This is a genomic window from Streptomyces sp. NPDC050619, assembly GCF_040654815.1.
Taxonomy (GTDB): domain Bacteria; phylum Actinomycetota; class Actinomycetes; order Streptomycetales; family Streptomycetaceae; genus Streptomyces.
The window spans coordinates 1-22,320 of record NZ_JBFAIR010000020.1; the positions used below are offsets into that span (position 1 = coordinate 1).

Annotated in this window: 12 protein-coding genes and 1 pseudogene; 7 read left to right on the forward strand and 6 right to left on the reverse strand. The window is 72.2% G+C overall.

Features of this window, described 5'->3' with window-relative positions; all coding sequences use genetic code 11:
• Positions 1–550: 550 nt before the first annotated feature.
• Positions 551–1,105: a MarR family transcriptional regulator gene (locus tag AB0I77_RS29375; RefSeq protein WP_363285745.1), complete on the reverse strand. Its 555-nt coding sequence runs from the start codon at positions 1,103–1,105 to the stop codon at positions 551–553.
• A 152-nt stretch (positions 1,106–1,257) separates the two neighbouring features.
• On the opposite strand from AB0I77_RS29375, the gene AB0I77_RS29380 reads away from it, so the two are divergent.
• Positions 1,258–2,529 (forward strand): MFS transporter, encoded by a 1,272-nt coding sequence (locus AB0I77_RS29380; RefSeq protein ID WP_363285932.1) that lies wholly within the window; start codon positions 1,258–1,260, stop codon positions 2,527–2,529.
• 22 nt (positions 2,530–2,551) lie between these two features.
• Here AB0I77_RS29380 and AB0I77_RS29385 read toward each other — a convergent pair whose 3' ends face one another.
• Together AB0I77_RS29385 and AB0I77_RS29390 are read right to left on the reverse strand one after the other, a co-directional pair.
• A complete protein-coding gene (locus AB0I77_RS29385; RefSeq protein WP_363285746.1) occupies positions 2,552–4,210 on the reverse strand; it encodes a SpoIIE family protein phosphatase in 1,659 nt (552 codons plus the stop codon).
• Positions 4,211–4,441: 231 nt separating this feature from the next.
• Positions 4,442–5,821, reverse strand: coding sequence for an NAD(P)/FAD-dependent oxidoreductase (locus AB0I77_RS29390; protein WP_363285747.1), 1,380 nt, complete (start codon positions 5,819–5,821; stop codon positions 4,442–4,444).
• A 374-nt stretch (positions 5,822–6,195) separates the two neighbouring features.
• Here AB0I77_RS29390 and AB0I77_RS29395 point away from each other — a divergent pair, with 374 nt between their 5' ends.
• The gene (locus AB0I77_RS29395; protein ID WP_363285748.1) at positions 6,196–6,999 is read left to right on the forward strand and encodes a helix-turn-helix domain-containing protein; all 804 of its coding nucleotides are present in this window, start codon (positions 6,196–6,198) and stop codon (positions 6,997–6,999) included.
• 195 nt (positions 7,000–7,194) lie between these two features.
• A complete protein-coding gene (locus tag AB0I77_RS29400; protein WP_363285933.1) occupies positions 7,195–9,162 on the forward strand; it encodes a sigma-70 family RNA polymerase sigma factor in 1,968 nt (655 codons plus the stop codon).
• Positions 9,163–10,704: 1,542 nt separating this feature from the next.
• On the opposite strand, the pseudogene AB0I77_RS29405 reads toward AB0I77_RS29400, so the two are convergent.
• Positions 10,705–12,753: pseudogene (locus AB0I77_RS29405) on the reverse strand (BTAD domain-containing putative transcriptional regulator); the annotation flags it as partial.
• Positions 12,754–13,019: 266 nt separating this feature from the next.
• Positions 13,020–15,128: an asparagine synthase-related protein gene (locus AB0I77_RS29410; RefSeq protein WP_363285749.1), complete on the reverse strand. Its 2,109-nt coding sequence runs from the start codon at positions 15,126–15,128 to the stop codon at positions 13,020–13,022.
• 759 nt (positions 15,129–15,887) lie between these two features.
• Between AB0I77_RS29410 and AB0I77_RS29415 the strand changes: the two genes are divergently transcribed.
• From AB0I77_RS29415 to AB0I77_RS29430, 4 genes are all read left to right on the forward strand, one after another.
• Entirely contained in the window at positions 15,888–17,312 is a 1,425-nt protein-coding gene (locus AB0I77_RS29415; RefSeq protein ID WP_363285750.1) for an MFS transporter, read from the forward strand.
• A gap of 286 nt (positions 17,313–17,598) precedes the next feature.
• Positions 17,599–18,840: an L-2-hydroxyglutarate oxidase gene (gene lhgO, locus AB0I77_RS29420; protein WP_363285751.1), complete on the forward strand. Its 1,242-nt coding sequence runs from the start codon at positions 17,599–17,601 to the stop codon at positions 18,838–18,840.
• 175 nt (positions 18,841–19,015) lie between these two features.
• The gene (gene trmB / locus AB0I77_RS29425; RefSeq protein WP_363285752.1) at positions 19,016–19,876 is read left to right on the forward strand and encodes a tRNA (guanosine(46)-N7)-methyltransferase TrmB; all 861 of its coding nucleotides are present in this window, start codon (positions 19,016–19,018) and stop codon (positions 19,874–19,876) included.
• Between the two features lie 53 nt (positions 19,877–19,929).
• Positions 19,930–21,249 (forward strand): PrsW family intramembrane metalloprotease, encoded by a 1,320-nt coding sequence (locus AB0I77_RS29430; protein ID WP_363285753.1) that lies wholly within the window; start codon positions 19,930–19,932, stop codon positions 21,247–21,249.
• Between the two features lie 29 nt (positions 21,250–21,278).
• Here AB0I77_RS29430 and AB0I77_RS29435 read toward each other — a convergent pair whose 3' ends face one another.
• The gene (locus tag AB0I77_RS29435) at positions 21,279–22,244 is read right to left on the reverse strand and encodes an aldo/keto reductase (RefSeq protein ID WP_363285754.1); all 966 of its coding nucleotides are present in this window, start codon (positions 22,242–22,244) and stop codon (positions 21,279–21,281) included.
• Positions 22,245–22,320 lie beyond the last annotated feature (76 nt).

A 22,320-nucleotide genomic window follows, 5' to 3' on the forward strand; every position in this document is an offset into this window, starting at 1 on the left:
GACGGGAGAGACGGGGTATCAACATATCTGGCGTTGACTTTTGGCACGCTGTTGAGTTCTCAAGGAACGGACGCTTCCTTTGTACTCACCCGAGAGACTCTCTCGCGGCTTTCCTCCGGGCGCTTCCCTTCGGTTCTTGCGTTTCCGACTCTACCAGATCCTTTTCCGATCCGATTCCCTGTCGGGGGGCTTGCCTTTCGGCTGCTTTCCGGCCTCTCGGCCTTCCTGCGATGTTGACTTTATCAGATCCTCGCGGTGTCTGACGCCCTGTCAACCGGGTTTGTCTTCGCAGCCCTTGGGCCGTTCCGACGTCTCAAACCTTAGCGGATTCTCTCGGTGGTCCCAAATCGAGGGGCCGAGCCCACATCGAATTGAATTCGGGCATGCCGAATTCGACCCCGTTGGGAGATCGCGCTGATGGCTTGAGGTGCCGCTGATGCGGCGGGAGGTGCTGTCGCAGAACCGTTACGGCTCCGTGGCAACCCGGAGAACTTTACGGATCGGGCAGGGGGCTGTCAAGTGAACCCTGTCAAGATCTTTTACTCCGGCATCAGTCCAGGTCACTGAGGCGTCCGCCGGCGTCCGGCTGGGCGTCCTCCACCCTACGCAGGAGGCGGGTGAGGACCTCGCCGAGGGCCGTGCGGTCGTCCGGCGAGAGGTCCTGGAGGAGGTCCCCCTCGAAGACCGTTGCGAGACGCATCGCCTCCAGCCACTTCTGGCGGCCCTCCGCGGTCAGCTCGACGATCACGCGCACCCGGTTGGACTCGTCGCGCTCCCTGGTGACCAGGCCCTCGGTGACCATGCGGTCGATCCGGTGGGTCATCGCGGCCGGCGTCAGGCCGAGGCGCTTGGCGAGGTCGCTGGGGCCCAGGCGGTAGGGGGCGCCGGAGAGGACGAGGGCCTTGAGGACCTCCCACTCCGCGTTGCTGATGCCGAGGGCGGCGGTCTGGCGGCCGTAGGCGACGTTCATACGGCGGTTCAGGCGGGAGAGCGCCGAGACGATCTTCTCGACCTGGGGGTCGAGGTCCTGGAACTCGCGCTGGTAGGCGGCGATCTGCTCTTCGAGGGTCGGCTCGCTGCTGATGCTGCCGGGGGTGTCGCCCATGGGCGCAGTATCGCACGGGCGTGCTTGGCGTTGAAGTTCTTCCAGGTGTACTGTTTAGAGTCGAACTTTATCTTCGAAGTCTTCGGTTCTAAGTACTGAGGCTACACAACTACCTGAGAGAGGTGAACGTGACCAGGGCGAGGGGCGCGGCGATGCGCCGGATCCACGTGGGGAACGCACTCAGCGCGTTCGGGCTCGGTTTCACCGTCCCCTATCTGTACGTCTATGTGGCGCAGGTGCGGGGGCTGGGTGCTGTGACGGCGGGGCTCGTCCTCACCGTCTTCGCCGTGGCGGCGCTGATCGTGCTGCCGTTCGCCGGGCGGGCCATCGTCCGGCGGGGCCCGTTGCCGGTGCTGCTCGCCGCCCTGGTCATCGCCGCGCTGGGGGCACTGAGTCTGGGACTCGCCGGCAACGCCACCGCCGTACTGGCTGCCGCGGCGGCGCTCGGGGCCGGGCAGGCCGTGATGCAGCCGGCGCTGGCGACGATGATTGTGGACTGCTCGTCGGCGGGGACCCGGTCGCGGGCCTTCGCGACGCAGTTCTTTCTGCAGAACCTCGGGCTCGGCGTCGGTGGTCTCATCGGCGGGCATCTCGTCGACACCACCCGGGTGTCCTCGTTCACGCTGTTGTTCGCGATCGAGGCGGCGATGTTCCTGGTGCTGGTCGTGGTGATGGCGACGGTGCGGATGCCGCACTCGCCGCGGATCGCGGACGCGCCGGGGCGGTCGGGGTCGGCCAAGGGCGGCTGGCGGCAGCTGCTGGGTAATCGGGCCATGGTGCAGCTGTGTGTGCTGGGGTTCGTGCTGTTCTTCGCCTGCTACGGGCAGTTCGAGTCGGGACTGAGTGCGTACGGGGTGGAGGCCGCCGGGATCTCGACGTCCGCGTTGGGGACGGCACTGGCCGCGAACACCGCGGTGATCGTGGTCGCGCAGTTCGCCGTGCTGAGGTTCGTCGAGCGGCGGAGGCGGTCCCGGGTGATCGCGGCCGTGGGGCTGATCTGGGCCGTGGCGTGGGTCGTGGCGGGGTATGCGGGGCTGGGGCACGGCAGCCAGGAGGTGGCGACGGCGGCGTTCGTGTCGACGTACGCACTGTTCGGGCTGGGGGAGGCGATGTTGTCGCCGACGGTTGCGCCGTTGGTGGCCGATCTGGCGCCGGTCGGGATGGCGGGGCAGTACAACTCCGCGTTCGCGCTGGTGAAGCAGCTTGCGCTCGCGGTGGGGCCGGCGGTGGGTGGGCCCATGGGGGCCTCGCTGCACGCGCCGTACGTCGTGATGTTTCTGGTGTTCTCGCTGGGGATTTCGGTTCTGGCGGTGCGATTGGGGCGGCAGTTGACCGCTGTGCAGGATCGGCCGTCGTTGGCGAAGAGTCGGGTGGTGGTGCAAGGGGGTGCCGACGCGTCGGGGCACGCTCGGGCTCGCGCCTGAGGGTTCTCGCCGGGAGCGGCGTTCACTTCGTAACCCCGGGCAGCGCGAACTCGCACCACACCGCCTTCCCCCCTCCGGGTGTCCGTCGTGACCCCCAGTTGGAGGCGATCGTCGCGACGATGGCGATGCCTCGGCCGGACTCGTCCGCGGGTTCGGCTCGGCGGCGGCGAGGGAGGTGGTCGTCGCCGTCCGTGACCTCGACGATCAGGCGGCGGTCGGTGCGGCGCAGGCGTAGGCGCATCGGTGGGGTGCCGTGCTGGAGGGAGTTGGCGACCAGTTCGCTCACGGCCAGGACGCCCAGGTCATGCAGGTCCACCGGGAACCGCCAGCTCGTCAGGACGCCGGAGGCGAACGCACGCGCGCGTGGGGCCGCTTCCACTCCGCCCAGGAGTTCCAGGGCCGCGTTGCGGAAGAGGTCGCTGTCCGGGCCCATGCGGGCGGGGTGCTGGAGGACGAGGACGGCCACGTCGTCGTCGTGGTCCGCCGTGACGCCTGCCGAGCGGACCAGGCGGTCGCAGACCACCTGAGGGGTGCCGGTCGCGCCGGACAGGGCTCGCTCCAGTGCCTCGATGCCCTCGTCCAGGTCCGCGTCCCTGCGCTCCACCAGGCCGTCCGTGTACAGCACCGCCGTGGAACCGGGGCTCAGCGCGATCGAGCCCGAGGAGTGCATCCAGCCGCCCGTACCCAGGGGCGGGCCCGTCGGTTCGTCGGCTCGCTGCACCACGCCGTTCTCGTCGCGGACCAGGATCGGCAGGTGGCCGGCCGAGGCGTACACCAGCCGGCCCTCGTTCGGGTCGTGGATGGCGTACACGCAGGTGGCGATCTGGTTGGCGTCGATCTCCATGGCGAGGCCGTCCAGGAGCTGGAGCACCTCGTGCGGGGGGAGGTCCAGGCGGGCGTACGCCCTGACCGCCGTACGGAGCTGGCCCATGACCGCTGCCGCGCGCACTCCTCGGCCCATCACGTCGCCGATCACCAGCGCGGTGCGGCCGCCGCCGAGTGTGATGACGTCGTACCAGTCGCCGCCGACCGCGGCCTCCGTGCCACCGGGCTGGTAGGTGGCGGCGATGCGGAGGTCGTCCGGTTGTTCGAGCTCTTGGGGGAGCAAGGAGCGCTGGAGGGTGACCGCTGTTTCGCGCTGGCTGCGTTCGCTGGCTCTGAGGCGTTCGGCGGCCTCGGCGTGGTCGGTGACGTCCGTGGCGAAGACGAGGACACCGCCGTCGCCTTCCTTCACCGGGGTGCACGTGAAGGTGTACGAGCGGCCGTCGGGGGCCTTGCGGGACTTGACCGTGCGTGGTTTGCCGCTGCGCAGGACCTGGTCCAGGAGGGGCAGGAGGCCCAGTTCGTCGAGTTCCGGGAGGGCTTCGCGGGCCGGGGCGCCGGTCGGGCGGGGGCCGAAGGCCGTGAGGTAGGCGTCGTTGACGTAGGCGAGGCGGTGGTCGGGGCCGTGGACGAGGGCGACGAGGGCGGGGACGCGGTCGAGGACGTCGCGTACGGGCAGTTCGTCGACGGCGGGGACGGGTGGTGGGTCTTCGGTGAGTTGTTCGGCGCGGGCCGCGGGGACGGAGCCCGAGCCCCCCGAGCCTTCTCCCCGGCGGTCCGGGATGACCGTCTGTTCGGTCCGCGCTGCGGCGCGGCGCTGCGTTCCGGGGAGCCGGGCGCTCCAGCGCGTGAAGTTCACGAATCCTTGCCTCGTGTCAGCGTATTCGGCGTGTTCGGCGTTTTCGGCCAGCTCCGGACCCGGGCGGGGGTCTGGGGGATGGCGCCCCGAGGTTGCAGCACTGTGGGGAATGCCTCGCGGGTTTCGGAGGGCGGGGTCTGTCCGTCCAAGGTCGGGACCAGTCTGGCAGGGCGGCCGACCGGGCCGACATCGGTCAGACGCCTACCTTGCGGTAGGAGTTCCTCGGTCCGGTCAGGACGACCCCTTCGGGTCGTCCTTCGGCTCATGAGGAGGCTTTCCACCGGCCGCGAGTTCGAACTCCGCTCGGGGATGTTCGAGCGAACCCAGGGAAACAATCTCCCTCTTGAAGAGCCCGGACAGGGTCCATTCGGCCAGGACGCGGGCCTTCCGGTTGAAGGTCGGCACCCTGCTGAGGTGGTAGACGCGGTGCATGAACCAGGCAGGGTAGCCCTTCAGCCTGCGCCCGTAGACGTGTGCGACACCTTTGTGCAGGCCCAGGGAGGCGACCGAACCGACGTACGCGTGGGAGTACGTCTCCAGGGGTTCGCCGCGCAGGGAGTGGGCGATGTTGTCGCCGAGGAGCCTGGCCTGACGCAGGGCGTGCTGGGCGTTGGGGGCCGTCTCCTTGCCGGGTTCCTCGGCGGTGACGTCGGGGACGGCGGCGGCGTCTCCCGCGGCCCACGCGTGCGTGGCGCCCTCGATGGTCAGCTCAGGGGTGCATTTCAGCCGACCTCGCTCGTTCACCGCCAGGTCGGTGGCGGCGATGACCGGGTGGGGTTTCACGCCGGCCGTCCAGACGACCGTACGGGTCGGGAAGCGGGCGCCGTCGCTGAGGACGGCCACGCGGTCGGCGCAGGATTCCAGGCGGGTCTTCAGGCGTACGTCGATGTTGCGTCGGCGCAGTTCGGTGACCGTGTAGCGGCCCATTTCCTCGCCGACCTCGGGCAGGATGCGGTCCGAGGCCTCCACGAGGATCCACTTCATGTCCTCGGGCTGGATGTTGTGGTAATAGCGCGAGGTGTAGCGGGCCATGTCCTCCAGTTCGCCGAGGGCCTCGACGCCGGCGTAGCCACCGCCGACGAAGACGAAGGTGAGGGCCGCGTCGCGGACGGCGGGGTCGCGGGTGGAGGAGGCGATGTCCATCTGCTCGATGACGTGGTTGCGCAGGCCGATGGCCTCCTCGACCGTTTTGAAACCGATGCCGTGGTCGGCGAGTCCCGGGATGGGGAGCGTGCGCGAGATCGAGCCGGGGGCCAGGACGAGTTCGTCGTACGTCAGCTGCTCGGCGCCCGTGCCGTCCTCCTCGGTGGCGAGCGTGGTGACGGCGGCGGTGCGCTTGGCGTGGTCGATGGAGGTGGCCTCGCCGACGACGACGTGGCACCGGTAGAGGACGCGGCGCAGCGGTACGACGACATGGCGGGGGGAGATCGAACCGGCCGCCGCTTCGGGAAGAAAGGGCTGGTAGGTCATGTACGGGTCGGGTGTGACCACGGTGATCCCGATCTCGCCCCGCCCGAGTTCCCGTTTCAGCTTCCGCTGGAGGCGCAGAGCCGTGTACATCCCGACGTAGCCGCCGCCGACAACGAGAATGCGCGCACGTTCCTTCACCATCCCATGACGCACCCGGCGCTTGCGTTTGTCCACAGGCTCGACAATTTGTGTGACCGCGAGCCGAGGGCGCGCCGGGTTGGCCGAATTACGCGAGTGCGCGGAATACACGCAGGTCAGCGGGGTTTTTCGAGTGGTCGGATGGGGTGCAATCCGGGCGTAAACGCCCCGTACTCCGATCGGGGGGCGCTCCGTGCGGAACGTGCCCCTTCTGAATTGACCCTCACTCAACTATGTTCGTGTGTCGACGGGGTGTAGGGGGATGCGCCTTCGGGTCCGCGACGGGCGGGTCCGGCAAGCGGGCTTGTTCCGTTCGCCCCGGCTTTCGATGGCGGGGAGAGTCTCCGGGGGGAGACGTCATTACCGGGGGATCACTTATGCATGTTCAGGACTCTTATTGGTCGTCCGCGTCTGCCATCGCACCCGGTGGCGGGGCGATGGGTGGCGCGATGGGCCCGGCGATGGGCTCGGCGATGAGCGCGGGGGCGGGCACCGGACGCGAAGGTTCGCGGACGGCGCCGCTGCGTGTGGACGCACAGCGCAATCTGGAGCACGTACTGCGGGCGGCGCGCGAGGTCTTCGGCGAGCTGGGATACGGCGCGCCGATGGAGGACGTGGCGCGACGCGCGCGGGTCGGTGTCGGCACGGTGTACCGGCGCTTCCCGAGCAAGGACATCCTGGTGCGGCGGATAGCCGAGGAGGAGACCTCCCGGCTGACCGACCAGGCACGTGCGGCGCTCGGCCAGGAGGACGAGCCGTGGTCGGCGCTCTCGCGCTTCCTGCGGACGTCGGTGGCCTCGGGCGCCGGGCGGCTGCTGCCGCCGCAGGTGCTGCGGGTCGGGGTGGCGGACGAGAGCAACGAGCTCGACGAGGCGCGGGTGCCGCAGCAGCGGATGCAGCCGGGTGCCGGGGAGCTGCGGCTGGTGCCGGAGGGATCCTCGGCGCTCTCGGCGGACTCCGCGCTCGACGACGCTGGGGCGGCGGCACTGCTCGACGTCGTGGGCCAGCTCGTGGAGCGGGCGCGGTCGGCGGGTGAGCTGCGGGCCGATGTGTCGGTGGCGGACGTCCTGCTGGTGATAGCGACGGCGGCACCCTCGCTGCCGGACGCGGCGCAGCAGGCAGCGGCCTCGTCGCGGCTGCTGGACATCCTGCTGGAGGGGTTGCGGTCGCGGCCGGTGTGACCGACCGGGCGCACCTCTCGAGAACCGGGGAGCGTCAGGTGCGCGTTCCCCGTACGGGTGATGACTAGCACTGCGTTGCGGGAAGTCCCCACGGACGAGTGGACAGTCCGTACTGCGGGGTCCTGAACAAAAGCCAATATGGCACTCTGACCCGGTGTTCGGGACTGGCAGGGCTGGCGGCGGGGGCTTTCCGCGATGAGCTTCGACGAGCGGGACGGGTCACTCGGTGACGACGACGCGGGGTCCGGCGGCACCGGGCCCGGCGGCGCGGCCTCGCCCCAGGTGCCGAGCCAGGGGGGACGGGCCGGCATCCCGCAGGGCAAGCCGGTCGAAGGCGTCATCCCGGCGCAGGGCGGTGAGCCCGTGGAGGGCAGCGTCCCGGCGCAGCGCGACCGGCACGAGGACCACGAGGACAGCGTGCTGCCGCCGCCGAGGGAGCCGGTGCCGTCCGACGCCGATCTGATCGAGCGGATGCGCGCGGCCGACGACACGGCCTACGCGGAGCTGTACCGGCGCCACGCGGACGCGGTGCGCCGGTACGCCCGCACCTGCTGCCGCGACGGCCACACCGCCGACGACCTCACCGCCGAGGTCTTCGCCCGCATGCTCCAGGCGGTGCGCGGCGGCTCCGGCCCCGAGCACGCCGTACGCGCGTATCTGCTCACCACGGTCCGACGGGTCGCCGCGAACTGGACGAAGTCCGCGAAGCAGGAGCAACTGGTCGAAGACTTCGCGGTGTTCGCCGCGCAGTCCGCGCGCGTCGCCGAGGTGTCGGACGACGACACACTGGGCCTCGGCGCCGATGTGCGGGCCATGCATGTGGCCGAGCAGTCCATGGCCATGCAGGCCTTCCGGTCGCTGCCCGAGCGCTGGCAGGCCGTGCTGTGGCACACCGAGGTCGAGGACGAGTCGCCGAGCGACGTCGCCACGCTCTTCGGGCTCGACGCCAACGGCACGCGCGTGCTCGCCAGCCGCGCCCGCGAGGGCCTCAAGCAGGCCTACCTCCAGGCCCATGTCAGCGCCACCCTCGTCAGCGACGAGGAGTGTTCCCGCTACGCCGACCGGCTCGGCGCGTACGCCCGCGGCGGTCTGCGCACGCGCGCCGAGCGGGGCCTGCGCAAACACCTGGAGGAGTGCGCCAAGTGCCGGCTGGCCGCGGGGCAGATCAAGGAAGTCGCCAGCGGTATCCCCGCCGTCGTACCGCTCGCGGTCATCGGCTGGTTCGGGGCCGCCGGGTACGCCAAGGCGGCCGGGCTCATCGCCGGCGGTGCCGGAGCGGGCGCGGCCGGTGCCGCGGGGGCGGCCGCGGCGGCGAGCGGCGGCTCGTCCGGCGGGGCGGGCGCCGGGGGCGGCGCGGCGGCCTCCGAGGGGCTCGGCGCGCCGGTGAAGGCCGGTATCGCGGCGGGGGTGGTCGCCGTGGGCGTCGCGGCCGCGGTGGTGTACGCGCTGATGAACAACGACGAGCCGGTCAAGGAGCAGGACGCCAAGCCGCCCGCGTCGACGCCGGTGGCCGAGCCCGCGCAGAACCCGCCCGCGCCGCCGAAGAAGAAGCCCGAGCCGAAGCCCCCGGTACGCGCACTCGCGCCCGCCCCGACGCCTACGCCGACACCGACCCCCACTCCCACGCCGAAACCCACCCCGACCCCGACACCCACGCCGACCCTCACTCCCACACCGAAGCCGACCCCGACGCCCACCCCCACGCCGACTCCGCCGCCCCCGCCCGCTCCGACCGTCTACCAGTGGAGCGCGCTGTCGTACGACGTCAGCGGCGACGGCACCGGGCCCGAGATGCGGCTCGGCGAGAGCAGCTGGGTGTGGCAGCGGTACGGCCTGTCGATCGCCGGCGAGCAGTATGCGCACGGCGTGACCGTGCACGGCGAGTCCTCCGTCACCATCGACCTCAACCGCGAGTGCTCCGCCTACGACGCGCTGGTCGGGGTCGACGACATGACGCTGGGGCTGGGCAAGGTCTACTTCTCCGTCTACGCCAACGGGGTGCCGCTGTGGCGGTCCGGGATGGTCAAGGGCGGGGACGCGGCGGTGCCCGTACGGGTGAATCTCGCCGGGCGCGAGACCGTACGGCTGGTCGTCGAGCCGCACAGTCACTTCGACACCCTGGCGCTCGGGGACTGGGCCGAGTCGAAGTTCACCTGCTCCTGAGGACCGGGGCGGTTCAGGCTCACCGCCGGGCGGGGGCGGTACGCAGAGCCTCGCCCAGTTCACCGAGGACGTCGTCCGGGGTGAGAGCGCCACGCCTCTGGCGTACTCCACGCCGTACCGCACGGGGCCCAGCCCGGCGCGGGCGGCGGACTCGGCCCGCTCGGCTCGCGCGCCCTCGGGCATGGGGCGCGGATCGCCGCCGCGCCAGTGCGCGGCGGCGGCGAGCAGGCGGGCCGCGCGCGGGAAGTCCCCGAGGTCGCAGAGCAGGGCCGCCGTACTGTCCACGAGGGTCGCCACGACCATGTCGGCGCACCGCTTCTCCACCGCCTCGCGGACGGTGGCGACCAGCTTCGGCAGTCCGTCCTGCGGACCCGACTCGGCGACGGTCACCATGGCCTCGACCGAGTTCACCATCACCTGGAACTGCGGCGGCGGCGTACTCCGCCCGATCTCCGCGAGAACCGTCTCCAACAGCTCGCGCGAGCCGGCGGTGTTCCCTTCGTCCAGCGCGATCTGGGCCCGCATCAGCAGGACGAACGCCGACGCCTCCGCGACGCCGTAGCGGTCGCCGGCGGCGCTCGCCTCGTCCAGCGCGGCCAGCACGGCCGTACGGTCGCCCGCACGGTAGGCGATCTCGCCGAGCCGGGCCAGGAGGAACGGCGTCTCGGCGTACGCCCCCACCTCGTAGGCGAGCCGCAGAGCCTCCTCGTACTCTGCCTTGGCCTCCGCCAGGCTGCTTCTGGCCATGGCCGCCTCGCCGCCCGCGCTGCACACCTGGGCTCGGATCCACCGGTCGCCGACGCGCCGGCTGAGCGTCCGCAGCTCCGCGAGGTCGTCGTCCACACCCTCCATGCCGCCCGGCGTGTCGACGACCAGGTGCGTACGGAACATCAGGGCCACGGCGATCGCCCAGTCGTCGCCGTGGGCACGGCAGTGGGAGACGGCAAGGTCCATGAAGTGCAGGGTGTCCGCCGAGTCGCCGAGCATGTAGGTCGTGAACGGCCAGGCGATGCCCGGCATACGGGCCGCCTCCGGACCGCCCCGCTCGAAGTGGCCCCGCACCAGCGTGACGTAGTGACGCAGCCGGTCGTCCATCAGCCCGTCCATCGGCTCGACCTCGGCGCTGAGGAACAGGTGCAGCATCCGGAGGTTCATCCGCTGGGTGTGCAGCGGATGGTGCGCTTCGCTGTCGGGGGCGGCGAGGAAGGCGTCGATGGGGTCGACGGGGGCGATGGGATCGAGGGGGTCGAGGGGGTCCAGGGGGTCGAGGGGGTCCAGGGAGGCGATCCGGGCGGCGAGGTCGTCATCCGCGGGGTCGGCGGCGGTGGCTTCCGGGGCGGCGCGCGAGTGGCGGGCGTCGCGGGCATTCGCGTCCGGATCCGGGTCCGCGCGCGAGTCGCGGGCGGTCGCTTCCGAGTCCGCGCCCGAGCCACAACCAGCCGCTTCCCGGTCCCCACCCGAGCCACAACCAGCCGCTTCCGAACCGGCACCCGAGTCAGGAGCGGTCGCGTCCGAACCGGCACCCGAGTCAGGGGCGGTCGCGTCCAGGGCGGCGGCCAGGCGCAGGATCTGGTCGCCCCAGGCCGCGCCCTCGTGGCGGTAGTTGCGCAGCCACCAGAACCAGCCCATGGCGAGGACCATGGCGCCGGCCTCCTTCTCGTCGCCGGCCGTCACCGAACGGTGGAGGGCCGCGCGGATGTTGTCCAGCTCGGTCTCCAGGCGGGAGATCCACGGAAGTTGCCCGGCGGAGCGCAGCAGCGGCTCGGCCTCCTCGACGAGCGCGCGCACCCACGCGCGGTGCCTTCGTTCGGCGGCGGTGCGCAGACCGGGGGACTCGGCCGCGCGCTCCACGGCGTACTCGTGGATGGTCTCCAGCATGCGGTACCGCATGCCGTCGCTGCCGGGCCGCTCGCCCGGGGTGGCCACGATCAGGGACTTGTCGACGAGTGATCCAAGCAGGTCAGCGGCCGGACCGGTGCACACGGCCTCCGCCGCCTCCAGCTCCCAGCCGCCCGCGAACACGGACACCTCGCGCAGCACCGTCCGCTCCCGCTCGTCGAGCAGGTCCCAGGACCAGTCGACGACGGCGCGCAGGGTCTGCTGGCGGGGCAGGACCGTACGGCTTCCGGAGGTGAGGAGGCGGAAGCGGTCGTCGAGACGGTCGGCGATCTGGCGGGGCGTGAGCAGCCGCAGCCGGGCCGCGGCCAGTTCGATGGCGAGCGGCAGTCCGTCGAGGCGGCGGCAGATCTCCGCGACGGCCTCGCGGTCGCCGAGCACGGCCTCCGCGTCGGGGCGGACGGCGGCCGCGCGCTCGGCGAAGAGGCGGTGGGCCTGGTCGGGGAGGAGGGGCTCGACCGGGCGCACCGACTCGCCAGGGACGCCCAGGGGTTCACGGCTGGTGGCGAGGATGGTGAGCCCGGGGCAGCGGGTGAGCAGCGTTTCGGCGAGGTCGGCCGCCGCGCCGATCACATGTTCGCAGTTGTCAAGGATCAGGAGTTGGCTGCGCGGGGCGCAGTACTCGATCAGCAGGGCGACCGGGTCGTCCTGCGGGGCCGTCAGCTCGTTGGTCATGAGCACGGTCTCGCGCAGACCGAGCGCGCTGACCACCGCGCCTGGCACCGCCTCCGGCCGGTCGAGCGAGGCGAGCTCGGCCAGCCATGCCTGCGGGAGCCCGGCGGCGGCCTCCTCGGCGAGACGGGTCTTTCCAGAGCCGCCCGGTCCGGTGAGGGTGACGAGACGGGCCCTGTGCAATTCGGAACGGATGGCGTCGAGTTCGGGTTCCCGGCCGACGAAGGATGTGAGGCGGGGGCGGATGTTGCCGGTGCGTTCGGGGTGGTGAGGGGTGAGGGGCGGCGAGGGCCACTGCTCGGGTGGCCTCGGGTGGAGCAGTTCCGCGTGCAGGGCGCGGAGGTCGGGGCCCGGGTCGGTGCCGAGGCCTTCGGCGAGGGCGTGGCGGGCGGCCTCGTAGGCGGCGAGGGCGTCGGCGCCGCGGCCGGTGTCGCGCAGGGCGCGGATGAGGAGGACGTGCAGCGGTTCGTCGTACGGGTGCGCGGTGGTCAGTTCCTTGAGCTCCGGTACGACGTCGCAGGCGCGGCCGAGTCGCAGGTCCGCGTCGATCCGGGCGCGGGTCGCCGCCAGGCGCAGCGCCTCCGGGCGGGTCGCGGCGGTGCGGTCGGGGAGGTCGGCGAGCGCGGGGCCGCGCCAGAGGGCGAGGGCGGCGGTGAGGTCGCGGGCGGCGGTGGGCGTGTCGCCGCGGTCGAGGGCCGCGGTGCCCTGCCGTACGAGGCGCTCGAAGACGAAGAGGTCCACGTCGTCCGGGGTCGCCGCGAGCCGGTAGCCGCCGGGGTGGGACGTGACGGCGTCCTTGCCGACGGTACGGCGGAGGCGGCCGATCAGGGCCTGGAGGGCGGCCGGGGCGTCCTGGGGCGGGTCGGCGGCCCACACCTCGTCGATCAGGGTCTCGGGGGTGGTGGGGTGGCCGGGGCGCAGGGCGAGGGCGGTGAGGAGGGCGCGGAGGCGTTGGCCGCCGAGGGGGACGGCGGTGCCGTGGTCGTCCTGTGCCTGGGTGACGCCCAGGATTCTGTACCGCACCGGGTCATTGTCGCCGGGGTGTCTGTGCGGGGTACGTTTTTTTGGGGCGCCCTCGGTCAAGGTGCGGCCCGTTTTTGGGTTACCCGGTGCTTGCTGCGGGCGCCTGCTGGGGGCTCCGCCCCCAGACCCCCGGACCTACGCCCACCCCACCACCCGACTCGGTCGGGCAAGAAGTGGCCCTCGCCTGGGGGCTGCGCCCCCATACCCCCGCAACCCCCCCACGACGAGCTGAAATGCCCTGACCGGCACCGACAGGCAGACGCGCCCTACGCAAACGCCGCCCCACCGCCGGAGGCCCCCGCCCCCAACGCCCCCCGCTGCGGCCTGATCCCCTCCGGTACCGCACGCGCGCGTGCCGGTGTGCCCGTCCAGCAGGTGCCTCTGCGGGCCAGGAGGCGGCCCAGCCACAGCTCCAGGGAGACCAGGTCCGCCAAACCGTCCAAGGGCAGTGGCTCGCCCTCCGCCGCGGCGCGCAGTGCCTTGCGGACCACGCGGGCCTCCACCAGGCCCGCCTGAGCGAGCAGCGGCGTGCCGAAGAGGTCCATCAGGGAGTCCGCGGCCACGCGCAGGCCCGTGCGGGTGGCCGCGGCCGAGGAGGCGTGGGACGGGGCGCCCCAGCCCGGCGGGAGATCGGCGACGCCCGCGCCCTCCAGGACCGTACGCAGGATCGCCGCCCGCGCGCCCGGCTGGACGCGCAGTGCCTCCGGGAGGGCGCGGCAGGCGCGGACCACCTGGTTGTCGAGGAACGGCGCGTGCAGGCGCTGGAAGCGGATCTCGGCGGCCTGCTCCAGGACGCGGAGGTCCGCCGCGTGACGGGCGAGTGCCGCACGCGCGCGGAAGTCGCCGGGGCGCTGGCCGGGGCCGACCCCGGAGCGCTGGGTCGCACCTTGGAGGCGAACCGATACTTCAGCGAGCGCCTCGCCCGTCAGCCAGCGCGCCGCGGGCCCGGGTCTGGCCCAGGTGAGCGCGGCGAGTGACGCCCCCACGGCGCCCCCGGGTTCGTCGAAGCGGCGGTGCAGGAGGCGGTCGGCGAGGGCCTCCAGGCCGGTGCGGTACGGAGTGCGGGCCAGGCGCCGGGCGGCGCTGTACACGCGCGCGGGGACCAGTACCGACCCGTCCGCCTTGGCGAGGGCGGCGACGGGGCGTACCAGGTGGCGGCGTTTGCGGTCCATCAGCAGGTCCGTGAGGCGGGCCGGGTGGGCGTCCAGGACCTGGCGGGCGCCGTAGCCGGTGAAGTGGTCCGCGCTGCCGGAGGCGAGACGCGCGCGGTGGCGGGCCGCTGTCACCAGGCACGGGCCGGGTTCGTCGGTGAGCGGGCCGTCCAGATCGGCGTACGGCAGGGTCTCCTCGCCGCCGGTGACCACCACGTGGTGCAGGCGGGGGTTGGCCGCGAGCGTCCCGGCCCGTTGCAGCTCGGCCTCCCGGCCGCCGACGGCCAGGTCGTTGAAGGTGACGGCGAGCAGCCGCTCCCCCGCGCCCGTGCCGTGCCCCAGGACCGTGCCCGGCATGCCCGGCAGGCCGGCGGCGAGCAGCGCCAGAGTCCCCGAAGCGGGCCCTCCGGACAGGTCAGCCCCGATGCCCGGAACCGGCATCCCGCGCGCGGCGCGCCGTTCGGCGGGACCCATGCCGGGGACCGGCCCGGGGTCGATGTCGGCGCCGGGCACGTGCCGCGGGGCGGAGAGCCGGGTGCGCACCGCCTCCACCAGCGCGTCCCGTACGGCGTCGACCGCGCTGTCCGGGTCGGCCGAGGGTGCCGCCACCGCGAGGGAGGCGACCTGCTCGTAGCCGGCGATCTCGCGCGCCCCGGTGCGCAGGATCAGCGCGTGCCCCGGCGGAATGCGCCGCACGCCGTCGTACGGCGTGGAGTCGTGCAGCGCGGCCGGCACGTCGGGGGCGGCGAGCAGCGCGGCGAGGTGACCGAAGTCGAGGTTGGCCTCGATGAGGTCGGCGAGGGGCAGCGCGGCCGTCGCGTACGCCGTGCCGCCCGCCCAGGGGGTGTAGAACACCGGCCGTGCGCCCGCGAGATCGCCGCAGACGGTGAGCCGGCGGCCCACCTGGACGACGGCCGTGTAGCTGCCCGGCCAGGCCGTCAGATGCCGAAGTGCCCCGCCGCGCGCGGCGAACAGACCGACCCGCAGTTGCTCGTCCGACGCTCCGCAGGTGCCGAGGACGGCGATCCGGGTCCGTTCGTCGGCCTTCACGACCCGCACCTCGTCGGGCCGCCAGTCACCGACCGCCCACAGGGGATCGGGGTCGCCCCACAGGAGTTGGGAACCCACCGGATGCACGGTCTCGCCGTCGTGTCCGGTCGCCCCCGCGGAGCCGATCTGGGCGGCCACCGCGGCGGTGCTGCTCCATCCCACCAACCACCGCATCGACGCCTCCACAGGCTGTGGACAACCAGTGCACCGTACGAACTCGGCACCATGCTGCCATGGAAGGACGCGGGCCGGAGGGACGGTGGGGCCGCTTGTGCCCCCCGGAATGCACGCTTGTGCTCCCCGGAATGCGCCCCGGCGGATACTCCGGACCGCGTCGAACGCCCGGGCGAGACAAAGAGATCGACGGGGGATTGCGGTGTGATCGAGCCGAGACCACCGGGTGACTGCGACGTGAATGCGCCCCCGCGCACTCCCCAAAAACGCCCTTCGCGCCCTCAACTACCGTGGTAGGAAGGCTGATGCGCCGCGAAGGCAGGGGTCGATTTTCAGCCAAATAGGCGTCAACGGAGCGGCCCGGAAACGGCTTTGCATACGCTCCGTACATGTTCCGCCCACCGCCCGGCAGGCGCGCAGCCCGGGAGACGGAGCTCGCCCCCCGGGCCGTTCCGCCACCCGCGGGGATGAAGGCGGCGGTGTCCCCCAGCCCACTGGATCCAGTACAGCGGGCCGACCCACGCACGGCCCATGGAACCGTTGCCCCGATGGCCGGAGAAGAGCGCACGGACAGGCGCACGGCCACACAGCGGGAGCACGCCGCAACCGTCCGTCGCGACCCCGCACTTGAGTACGGACCACAATCCCGCCATCCGGGACAATGCCTCTTAACGCTTGGGATGCGGCGAACTACGCTGGGTTTACGAATGCCGCGTGGTTATGCCAGCGCGGCAGCCGTCTGTGTCGAGGGGTGGCGCAATGTCCAGGGAGCAACGCGGGCCGAACGAAAAACTCGGCGCCGTTCTCGCCCTCGCGGGAATCAGCAACGCAGGACTCGCCCGACGCGTCAACGATCTTGGCGCTCAACGCGGGCTGACTCTTCGCTACGACAAGACCTCGGTCGCGCGCTGGGTGTCGAAGGGGATGGTGCCGCAGGGCGCCGCGCCGCACCTCATCGCGGCCGCGATAGGGCAGAAGCTCGGCCGCCCGGTGCCGCTCCACGAGATCGGCCTGGCGGACGCGGATCCCGCACCCGAAGTGGGCCTCGCCTTCCCCAGAGACGTCGGACAGGCGGTGAAGTCGGCGACGGAGCTCTACCGTCTCGACCTCGCCGGCCGCCGGGCCGGCTCCGGCGGCATCTGGCAGTCGCTGGCCGGATCGTTCGCAGTGAGCGCATACGCAACGCCTGCCTCGCGGTGGCTGATAACCCCGGCCGACAGTTCGGTCGCGCGCGAGGTGAACCTCGCCGAGGACTCCGGCGCACCGCTCAAAGTCGGCCACAGCGATGTGCAGAAGTTGCGGGAGGCCGCCGAGGACGCCAGGCGCTGGGACTCCAAGTACGGAGGCGGCGACTGGCGTTCGTCCATGGTCCCCGAGTGTCTGCGCGTGGAGGCGGCACCGCTGCTGCTCGGCGCGTACTCCGACGAGGTCGGCAGGGCCCTCTTCGGCGCCTCCGCCGAACTCACCCGCCTCGCGGGCTGGATGGCCTTCGACACGGGCCAGCAGGAGGCCGCGCAGCGGTACTACATCCAGGCGCTGCGCCTCGCGCGGGCCGCCGCCGACGTCCCTCTCGGGGGGTACGTCCTGGCCTCCATGTCCCTCCAGGCGACCTACCGCGGCTTCGGCGACGAGGGCGTCGACCTCGCCCAGGCCGCCCTGGAACGCAACCGGGGACTGGCCACCGCCCGCACCATGAGCTTCTTCCGCCTGGTCGAGGCACGGGCGCACGCGCGCGCGGGTGACGCCCAGGCGGCCGGCGCGGCCCTGAAGGCGGCCGAGGGCTGGCTGGAGCGGTCCCGCGAGGGCGACATGGACCCGTCCTGGCTCGGCTTCTACTCCTACGACCGTTTCGCCGCCGACGCCGCCGAGTGCTACCGCGATCTGAAGGCCCCGCGCCAGGTCCGCCGCTTCACCGAGCAGGCCCTGTCGAAGCCGACCGAGGAGTTCGTACGCTCGCACGGCCTCAGGCTGGTCGTGTCGGCGGTCGCCGAGCTGGAGTCCGGCAATCTCGACGCGGCGTGCGAGCAGGGCGTACGGGCGGTGGAGGTGGCGGGGCGCATCTCCTCGGCGCGCACCACCGAGTACGTGAAGGACCTTCTCCACCGGCTGGAGCCGTACGGCGACGAGCCGCGGGTGGTGGAGCTGCGGGAGCGGGCGCGCCCCTTGCTCATGGCCCCGGCCTGAGCCGGCCTGGCCGGACGCGTACGCGCCGGCGCGAACGGGGCCGGCCCTCGGCGCCCCGTCGGAGGGCGCCCGGCCAGGACTGTCCCGGGCCGCCTCGCCGGCGAGCGCCGTCCTGCGCCGATCAGCCCGCAGCAACGGACGCGGCGACGGTCGCCGACGACCGCGGCCGGGGCGACCGCGGCCTACCGGTTCGGCGAGGCCACCGGCGCGGGCCGCCGGCGGGCCGGCCGGCACCCGCGGGTCACCGTCGGCGCTTTCCGGGTTTGAGGGCATTGTCAGTGGCGCAGTGCACTATCGAAGCCGGGAGGTGGTGCAGGTGGCGCGGGAGATCGGCTACGACTGTGACGTGCTGGTGATCGGCGGCGGGATCGTCGGTCTGTCGACGGCGTATGCGATCACGCGCGCCGCCCCGGGCACGCGGGTCACGGTGCTGGAGAAGGAGCGGGGGCCCGCCCGGCACCAGACGGGGCGCAACAGCGGGGTGATCCACAGCGGGATCTACTACCGGCCCGGCTCGCTCAAGGCCCGGTACGCCGTGCGGGGTGCCGCCGAGATGATCAAGTTCTGCACGGAGTACGACATCCCGCACGCCGTCACCGGCAAGCTGATCGTCGCGACGGAGCGGGCCGAGCTGCCCCGGCTGCACGCGCTCGTGCAGCGCGGCCGGGAGAACGGCATTCCGGTACGGGAACTGGGCGCCGCCCAGATCGCGGAGTACGAGCCGGAGGTGCGCGGGCTCGCCGCGATACACGTCGGGACGACCGGGGTGTGCGACTTCGTCGAGGTCGCCCGGCAGCTGGCCGACGCGTCGGGGGCGGAGATCCGGTACGGGGCTCAGGTCGTGCGGATCGACCGGCGGGCAGGGGTCGGGGTGGCCGTCCTCACCGGCGCCGGGGACGTCGTACGCGCGCGTGTGCTGGTGAACTGTGCCGGGCTGTACTGCGACGAGATCGCGCGGATGACCGGGGACGAGCCGGGGATGCGGATCGTGCCGTTCCGGGGGGAGTACTACGAGCTCGCGCGCCCCGGGCTGGTGCGGGGGCTGGTGTATCCGGTGCCGGATCCGGCGTTTCCGTTCCTCGGGGTGCATCTCACGCGCGGGATCGACGGCGGTGTGCACATCGGGCCGAACGCGGTGCCGGCGCTGGCGCGGGAGGGGTATGGGTGGGGTGTGGTGCGGCTGCGGGAGGTGGGGGTGGCGGTGGCGTGGCCGGGTTCCTGGCGGATAGCTCGGCGGCACTGGCGGTACGGGGCCGGTGAGCTGCGGCGGTCGGTGTCCAAGGGGGCGTTTGCCGGGGCGGTGCGGAGGTTGTTGCCGGCGATTGAGGAGGGGGATCTGGTGCCTGCGGTGGCGGGGGTGCGGGCGCAGGCGGTGCTTCGGGACGGGACGCTGGTGGACGACTTTCTGATACGGGAGGGGGAGCGTGCGGTGCATGTGCTGAACGCGCCGTCTCCCGCGGCTACCGCTTCGCTGCCGATCGGGCGGGAGGTGGGTCGGCGGGCGTTGGCTGTGTTGGGGGCGGGGTGAGGGGGGGCTGGCGTGGGGTATCGCCCCCGCCGCCCCTACCCGTCCCGTCCCGGGGGGCTGCCGCCCCCAGACCCCCGCTGTCGGCCCTGAACGGGCCTCGTCCTCAAACGCCGGACGGGCTGAGATGACCTGGACCAACTTTCACCCTCGCGACCGCCGTAAAATCGACCCCACTGTGTCTGACTCCCTCAACGCCCCCGAAACCTCCCGGCCCGCCTCCCCCGTTCGGCAGAGCCGGGCCAAGGGGGAGCCGCGGTTTCCCGATGGGCCCCGTGCCGATCCCGCCGGGTCGCACTTCGAGCGGCGTATCCGGAGTTTTCAGCCGCGGCGGAGTCGGGTGACCGCGGGACAGGCCGATGCGTTGCAGCGGTTGTGGCCCCAGTGGGGGCTCGACATCGATGGGCAGCGCGTCATCGATCTCGGTGAGCTGTTCGGGAACGGCAATCCCGTCGTGCTGGAGATCGGGTTCGGGATGGGGGAGGCCACGGCCCGGATGGCGGCCGCCGACCCGGAGACCAACATCCTCGCCGTGGACGTGCACACCCCGGGGCAGGGGAATCTGCTGAATCTCGCCGACCGGAACGGCATGAACAACGTCCGGGTCGGGAACGGCGACGCGATCATCCTGCTGCGCGAGATGCTCACCCCCGACTCCCTGGACGGTCTGCGCGTCTACTTCCCCGACCCCTGGCCCAAGACGCGGCACCACAAGCGGCGGCTGATCCAGCCGGAGTTCCTCGACCTCGTCGCGGCCCGGCTCAGGCCCGGGGCGATCGTGCACTGCGCGACCGACTGGGAGCCGTACGCGGAGCAGATGCTCGAGGTGCTCACCGCGCACCCCGCCTTCGAGAACACCCAGGCCGACGGTGGTTTTGCGCCGCGTCCCGACTTCCGGCCGCTGACCCGTTTCGAGGGCCAGGGACTGGACAAGGGACATGTCGTGAACGACCTGCTCTTCCGGCGCGTACAGCGGGAAGAACAGGATCCGGACCAGCACACAGAACAGGACACAGACCTACCCCCCACAGGCGCCTGAGCCCACGTCCCCACTCCTGCGGGCGGCGCCCATCCCTCGTTAGGGTCAATGCCGTGGCCACCGTTCCCCCGTACCCGACGCATCCCGGCCCTCCCGCCGGTGGCGCACTGCGGCACGCGCACTGGTGGCAGAAGAAGTGGGTGCGTTACGGCGCGCTGATCACGCTCCTCACGCTCTCCGGGCTCGTCATCCTCGCCCTCGTCCGCCAACAGACCGGCACCGAGGGGTTCCTGGTCGGGCTCGGGCTCGCCGTCCTGCCCGTACCGCTGCTCATAGCCGCCTTCCGGTGGCTCGACCGGGTCGAACCGGGGCCCTGGCGCAACCTGCTGTTCGCCTTCGCCTGGGGCGCCTGCGCGGCGGCGCTGATAGCGATCGTCGCCAACAGCTTCGCGACCAGATGGATAGCGACGGCGACCGCGGATCCCTCCAGCGCGGACACCCTCGGCGCGACCGTGATAGCGCCGATCGTCGAGGAGTTGGCCAAGGCCGCCGCCGTCTTACTCGTCTTCCTCTTCAGACGCCGGGACTTCACCGGGATCGTCGACGGGGTGGTGATAGCCGGGGTCACCGCCACCGGGTTCGCCTTCACCGAGAACATCCTCTACCTCGGCACCGCCTTCGGCACCGACCAGCTCAACGGCGAGGGCGGGATCGCCTCCGTCACCGCGGCCACCTTCTTCGTGCGCGTCATCATGTCGCCGTTCGCGCACCCGCTCTTCACCGTCCTGACCGGCATCGGCTTCGGCATCTCCGCGCTCTCGGCGGAGCGCCAGCATGTGCGGCGCGTCCTGCTGCCGCTGTCCGGGCTGCTGCTCGCGATGGGCATGCACGCGATCTGGAACGGCTCGTCGTCGTTCGGCGAGTACGGCTTCTTCGCCGTCTACGCCGCGTTCATGGTGCCCGCGTTCGGGCTGCTGACCTGGCTCGTCATCTGGACGCGGCAGCGCGAGCTGAAGACCGTACGGGAGGAACTGCCCGCCTATGCCGTGACGGGGTGGCTGACACCGGCCGAGCCGTACGCGCTGGGCTCGATGCGGGCCCGGCGCATGGCCCGGGACTACGCCCGCCACCACGCCGGAAGGCCGGCGGCGCGGGCGGTGTCGCAGTACGAGGCCTACGCGACCTCGCTGGCGTTCCTCCGGCAACGCGGGCGCCGTGGGCGGGCCGGGGCCGACTTCGCCGTACGGGAACGGGAACTGCTGGCCGAGCTGTGGCGGCGCCGGGACGTGGCGCGCCCGGCGCTGGACCACGCGGCACGGGCGACGGCCCCGCCGGTGGCGGTGGCCGCGCCGCCGTGGCCGGTGTACGGGGCGTACGGGTATCCGACGACGCCGACGACGCCGTATCCCTCGTACAACCCGTACCGGACCTAGGGCCCTGAGCGGGGATCAGGAACGAACGGTCAGGCCGAAGCCGCCGTCAGCCTCCCGACCTCCTCCTGCGTCAGGCTGAGCTCCGCCACACCCATCAGCGCCGGCAGCTGCTCCACCGTCCGCGCGGACGCGATCGGCGCCGTCACCGTGGGCTGGGCGGCGAGCCACACCAGGGCGACCGTGGCGACCGGGACGTCGTGGGCCTGGGCGATCTCGTCGAGCGCCCCGAGCACCTTGCGCCCGCGGTCGGTCTCCAGGGGCCGGCCGGCGCCCCTGGTCCCCCGCTCGCTGTCGACGGTCACACCGGGCCGGTACTTGCCGGTGAGGAAGCCGGAGGCGAGCGCGGAGTACGGGACGGCGGCCAGGCCGGAGCGTTCGGCGAGGTCCTGTAGCTCGCCCTCGTAGGTGTCGCGGGAGATCAGGTTGTAGTGGGGCTGTAGCGCCACGTACCGGGCGAGGCCCTCGCGGTCGGAGAACTCCAGGGACGCCGCGAGCCGCTCGGCGGAGATGTTGGAGGCGGCGATGTGCCGCACCTTGCCCGCCTTCACCAGTTCGTCGAGCGCGCCGATGATCTCCTCGACCGGCACGTCGGGCTGGTCGAAGTGGGTGTAGTAGAGGTCGATGTAGTCGGTGTCCAGGCGGCGCAGCGAGGCGTCGGCGGCGGCCTTGATGTTGGCGGCCGACAGGCCCCGGTAGTCGGGGTGCTGGCTGACCTTCGTGGCGATCACGACGTCGGAGCGGTTGCCGCGCGCCTTGAGCCACTTGCCGATGACGGTCTCGGACTCGCCGCCCTTGTTGCCGTCGACCCACGCCGAGTAGGAGTCGGCGGTGTCGACGAAGTTGCCGCCCGCGGCCGTGTAGGCGTCGAGCACGGCGAAGGACTCCGCCTCGTCGGCGGTCCAGCCGAAGACATTGCCGCCGAGGGACAGCGGGAAGACCTCAAGGTCCGAGGAACCGAGCTTGCGAAGCGAAGGAGCAGGAGCAGGAGAAGTCATGCTCCTCTTCAACACCCGCCCCACCAGCCTGTATTCCGCATACACCGAAGACCGGCAGCCCTGACGTCGCAAGGAC

Excerpts from the sequence above, each read along its gene's own strand:
- AB0I77_RS29375 (WP_363285745.1), bottom strand. The coding sequence starts at position 1,105 with ATGGGCGACACCCCCGGCAGCATCAGCAGCGAGCCGACCCTCGAAGAG.
- AB0I77_RS29380 (WP_363285932.1), top strand. The coding sequence starts at position 1,258 with ATGCGCCGGATCCACGTGGGGAACGCACTCAGCGCGTTCGGGCTCGGT.
- AB0I77_RS29390 (WP_363285747.1), bottom strand. The coding sequence starts at position 5,821 with ATGGTGAAGGAACGTGCGCGCATTCTCGTTGTCGGCGGCGGCTACGTC.
- AB0I77_RS29395 (WP_363285748.1), top strand. The coding sequence starts at position 6,196 with ATGCATGTTCAGGACTCTTATTGGTCGTCCGCGTCTGCCATCGCACCC.
- AB0I77_RS29400 (WP_363285933.1), top strand. The coding sequence starts at position 7,195 with ATGAGCTTCGACGAGCGGGACGGGTCACTCGGTGACGACGACGCGGGG.
- AB0I77_RS29410 (WP_363285749.1), bottom strand. The coding sequence starts at position 15,128 with ATGCGGTGGTTGGTGGGATGGAGCAGCACCGCCGCGGTGGCCGCCCAG.
- AB0I77_RS29415 (WP_363285750.1), top strand. The coding sequence starts at position 15,888 with ATGTCCAGGGAGCAACGCGGGCCGAACGAAAAACTCGGCGCCGTTCTC.
- AB0I77_RS29435 (WP_363285754.1), bottom strand. The coding sequence starts at position 22,244 with ATGACTTCTCCTGCTCCTGCTCCTTCGCTTCGCAAGCTCGGTTCCTCG.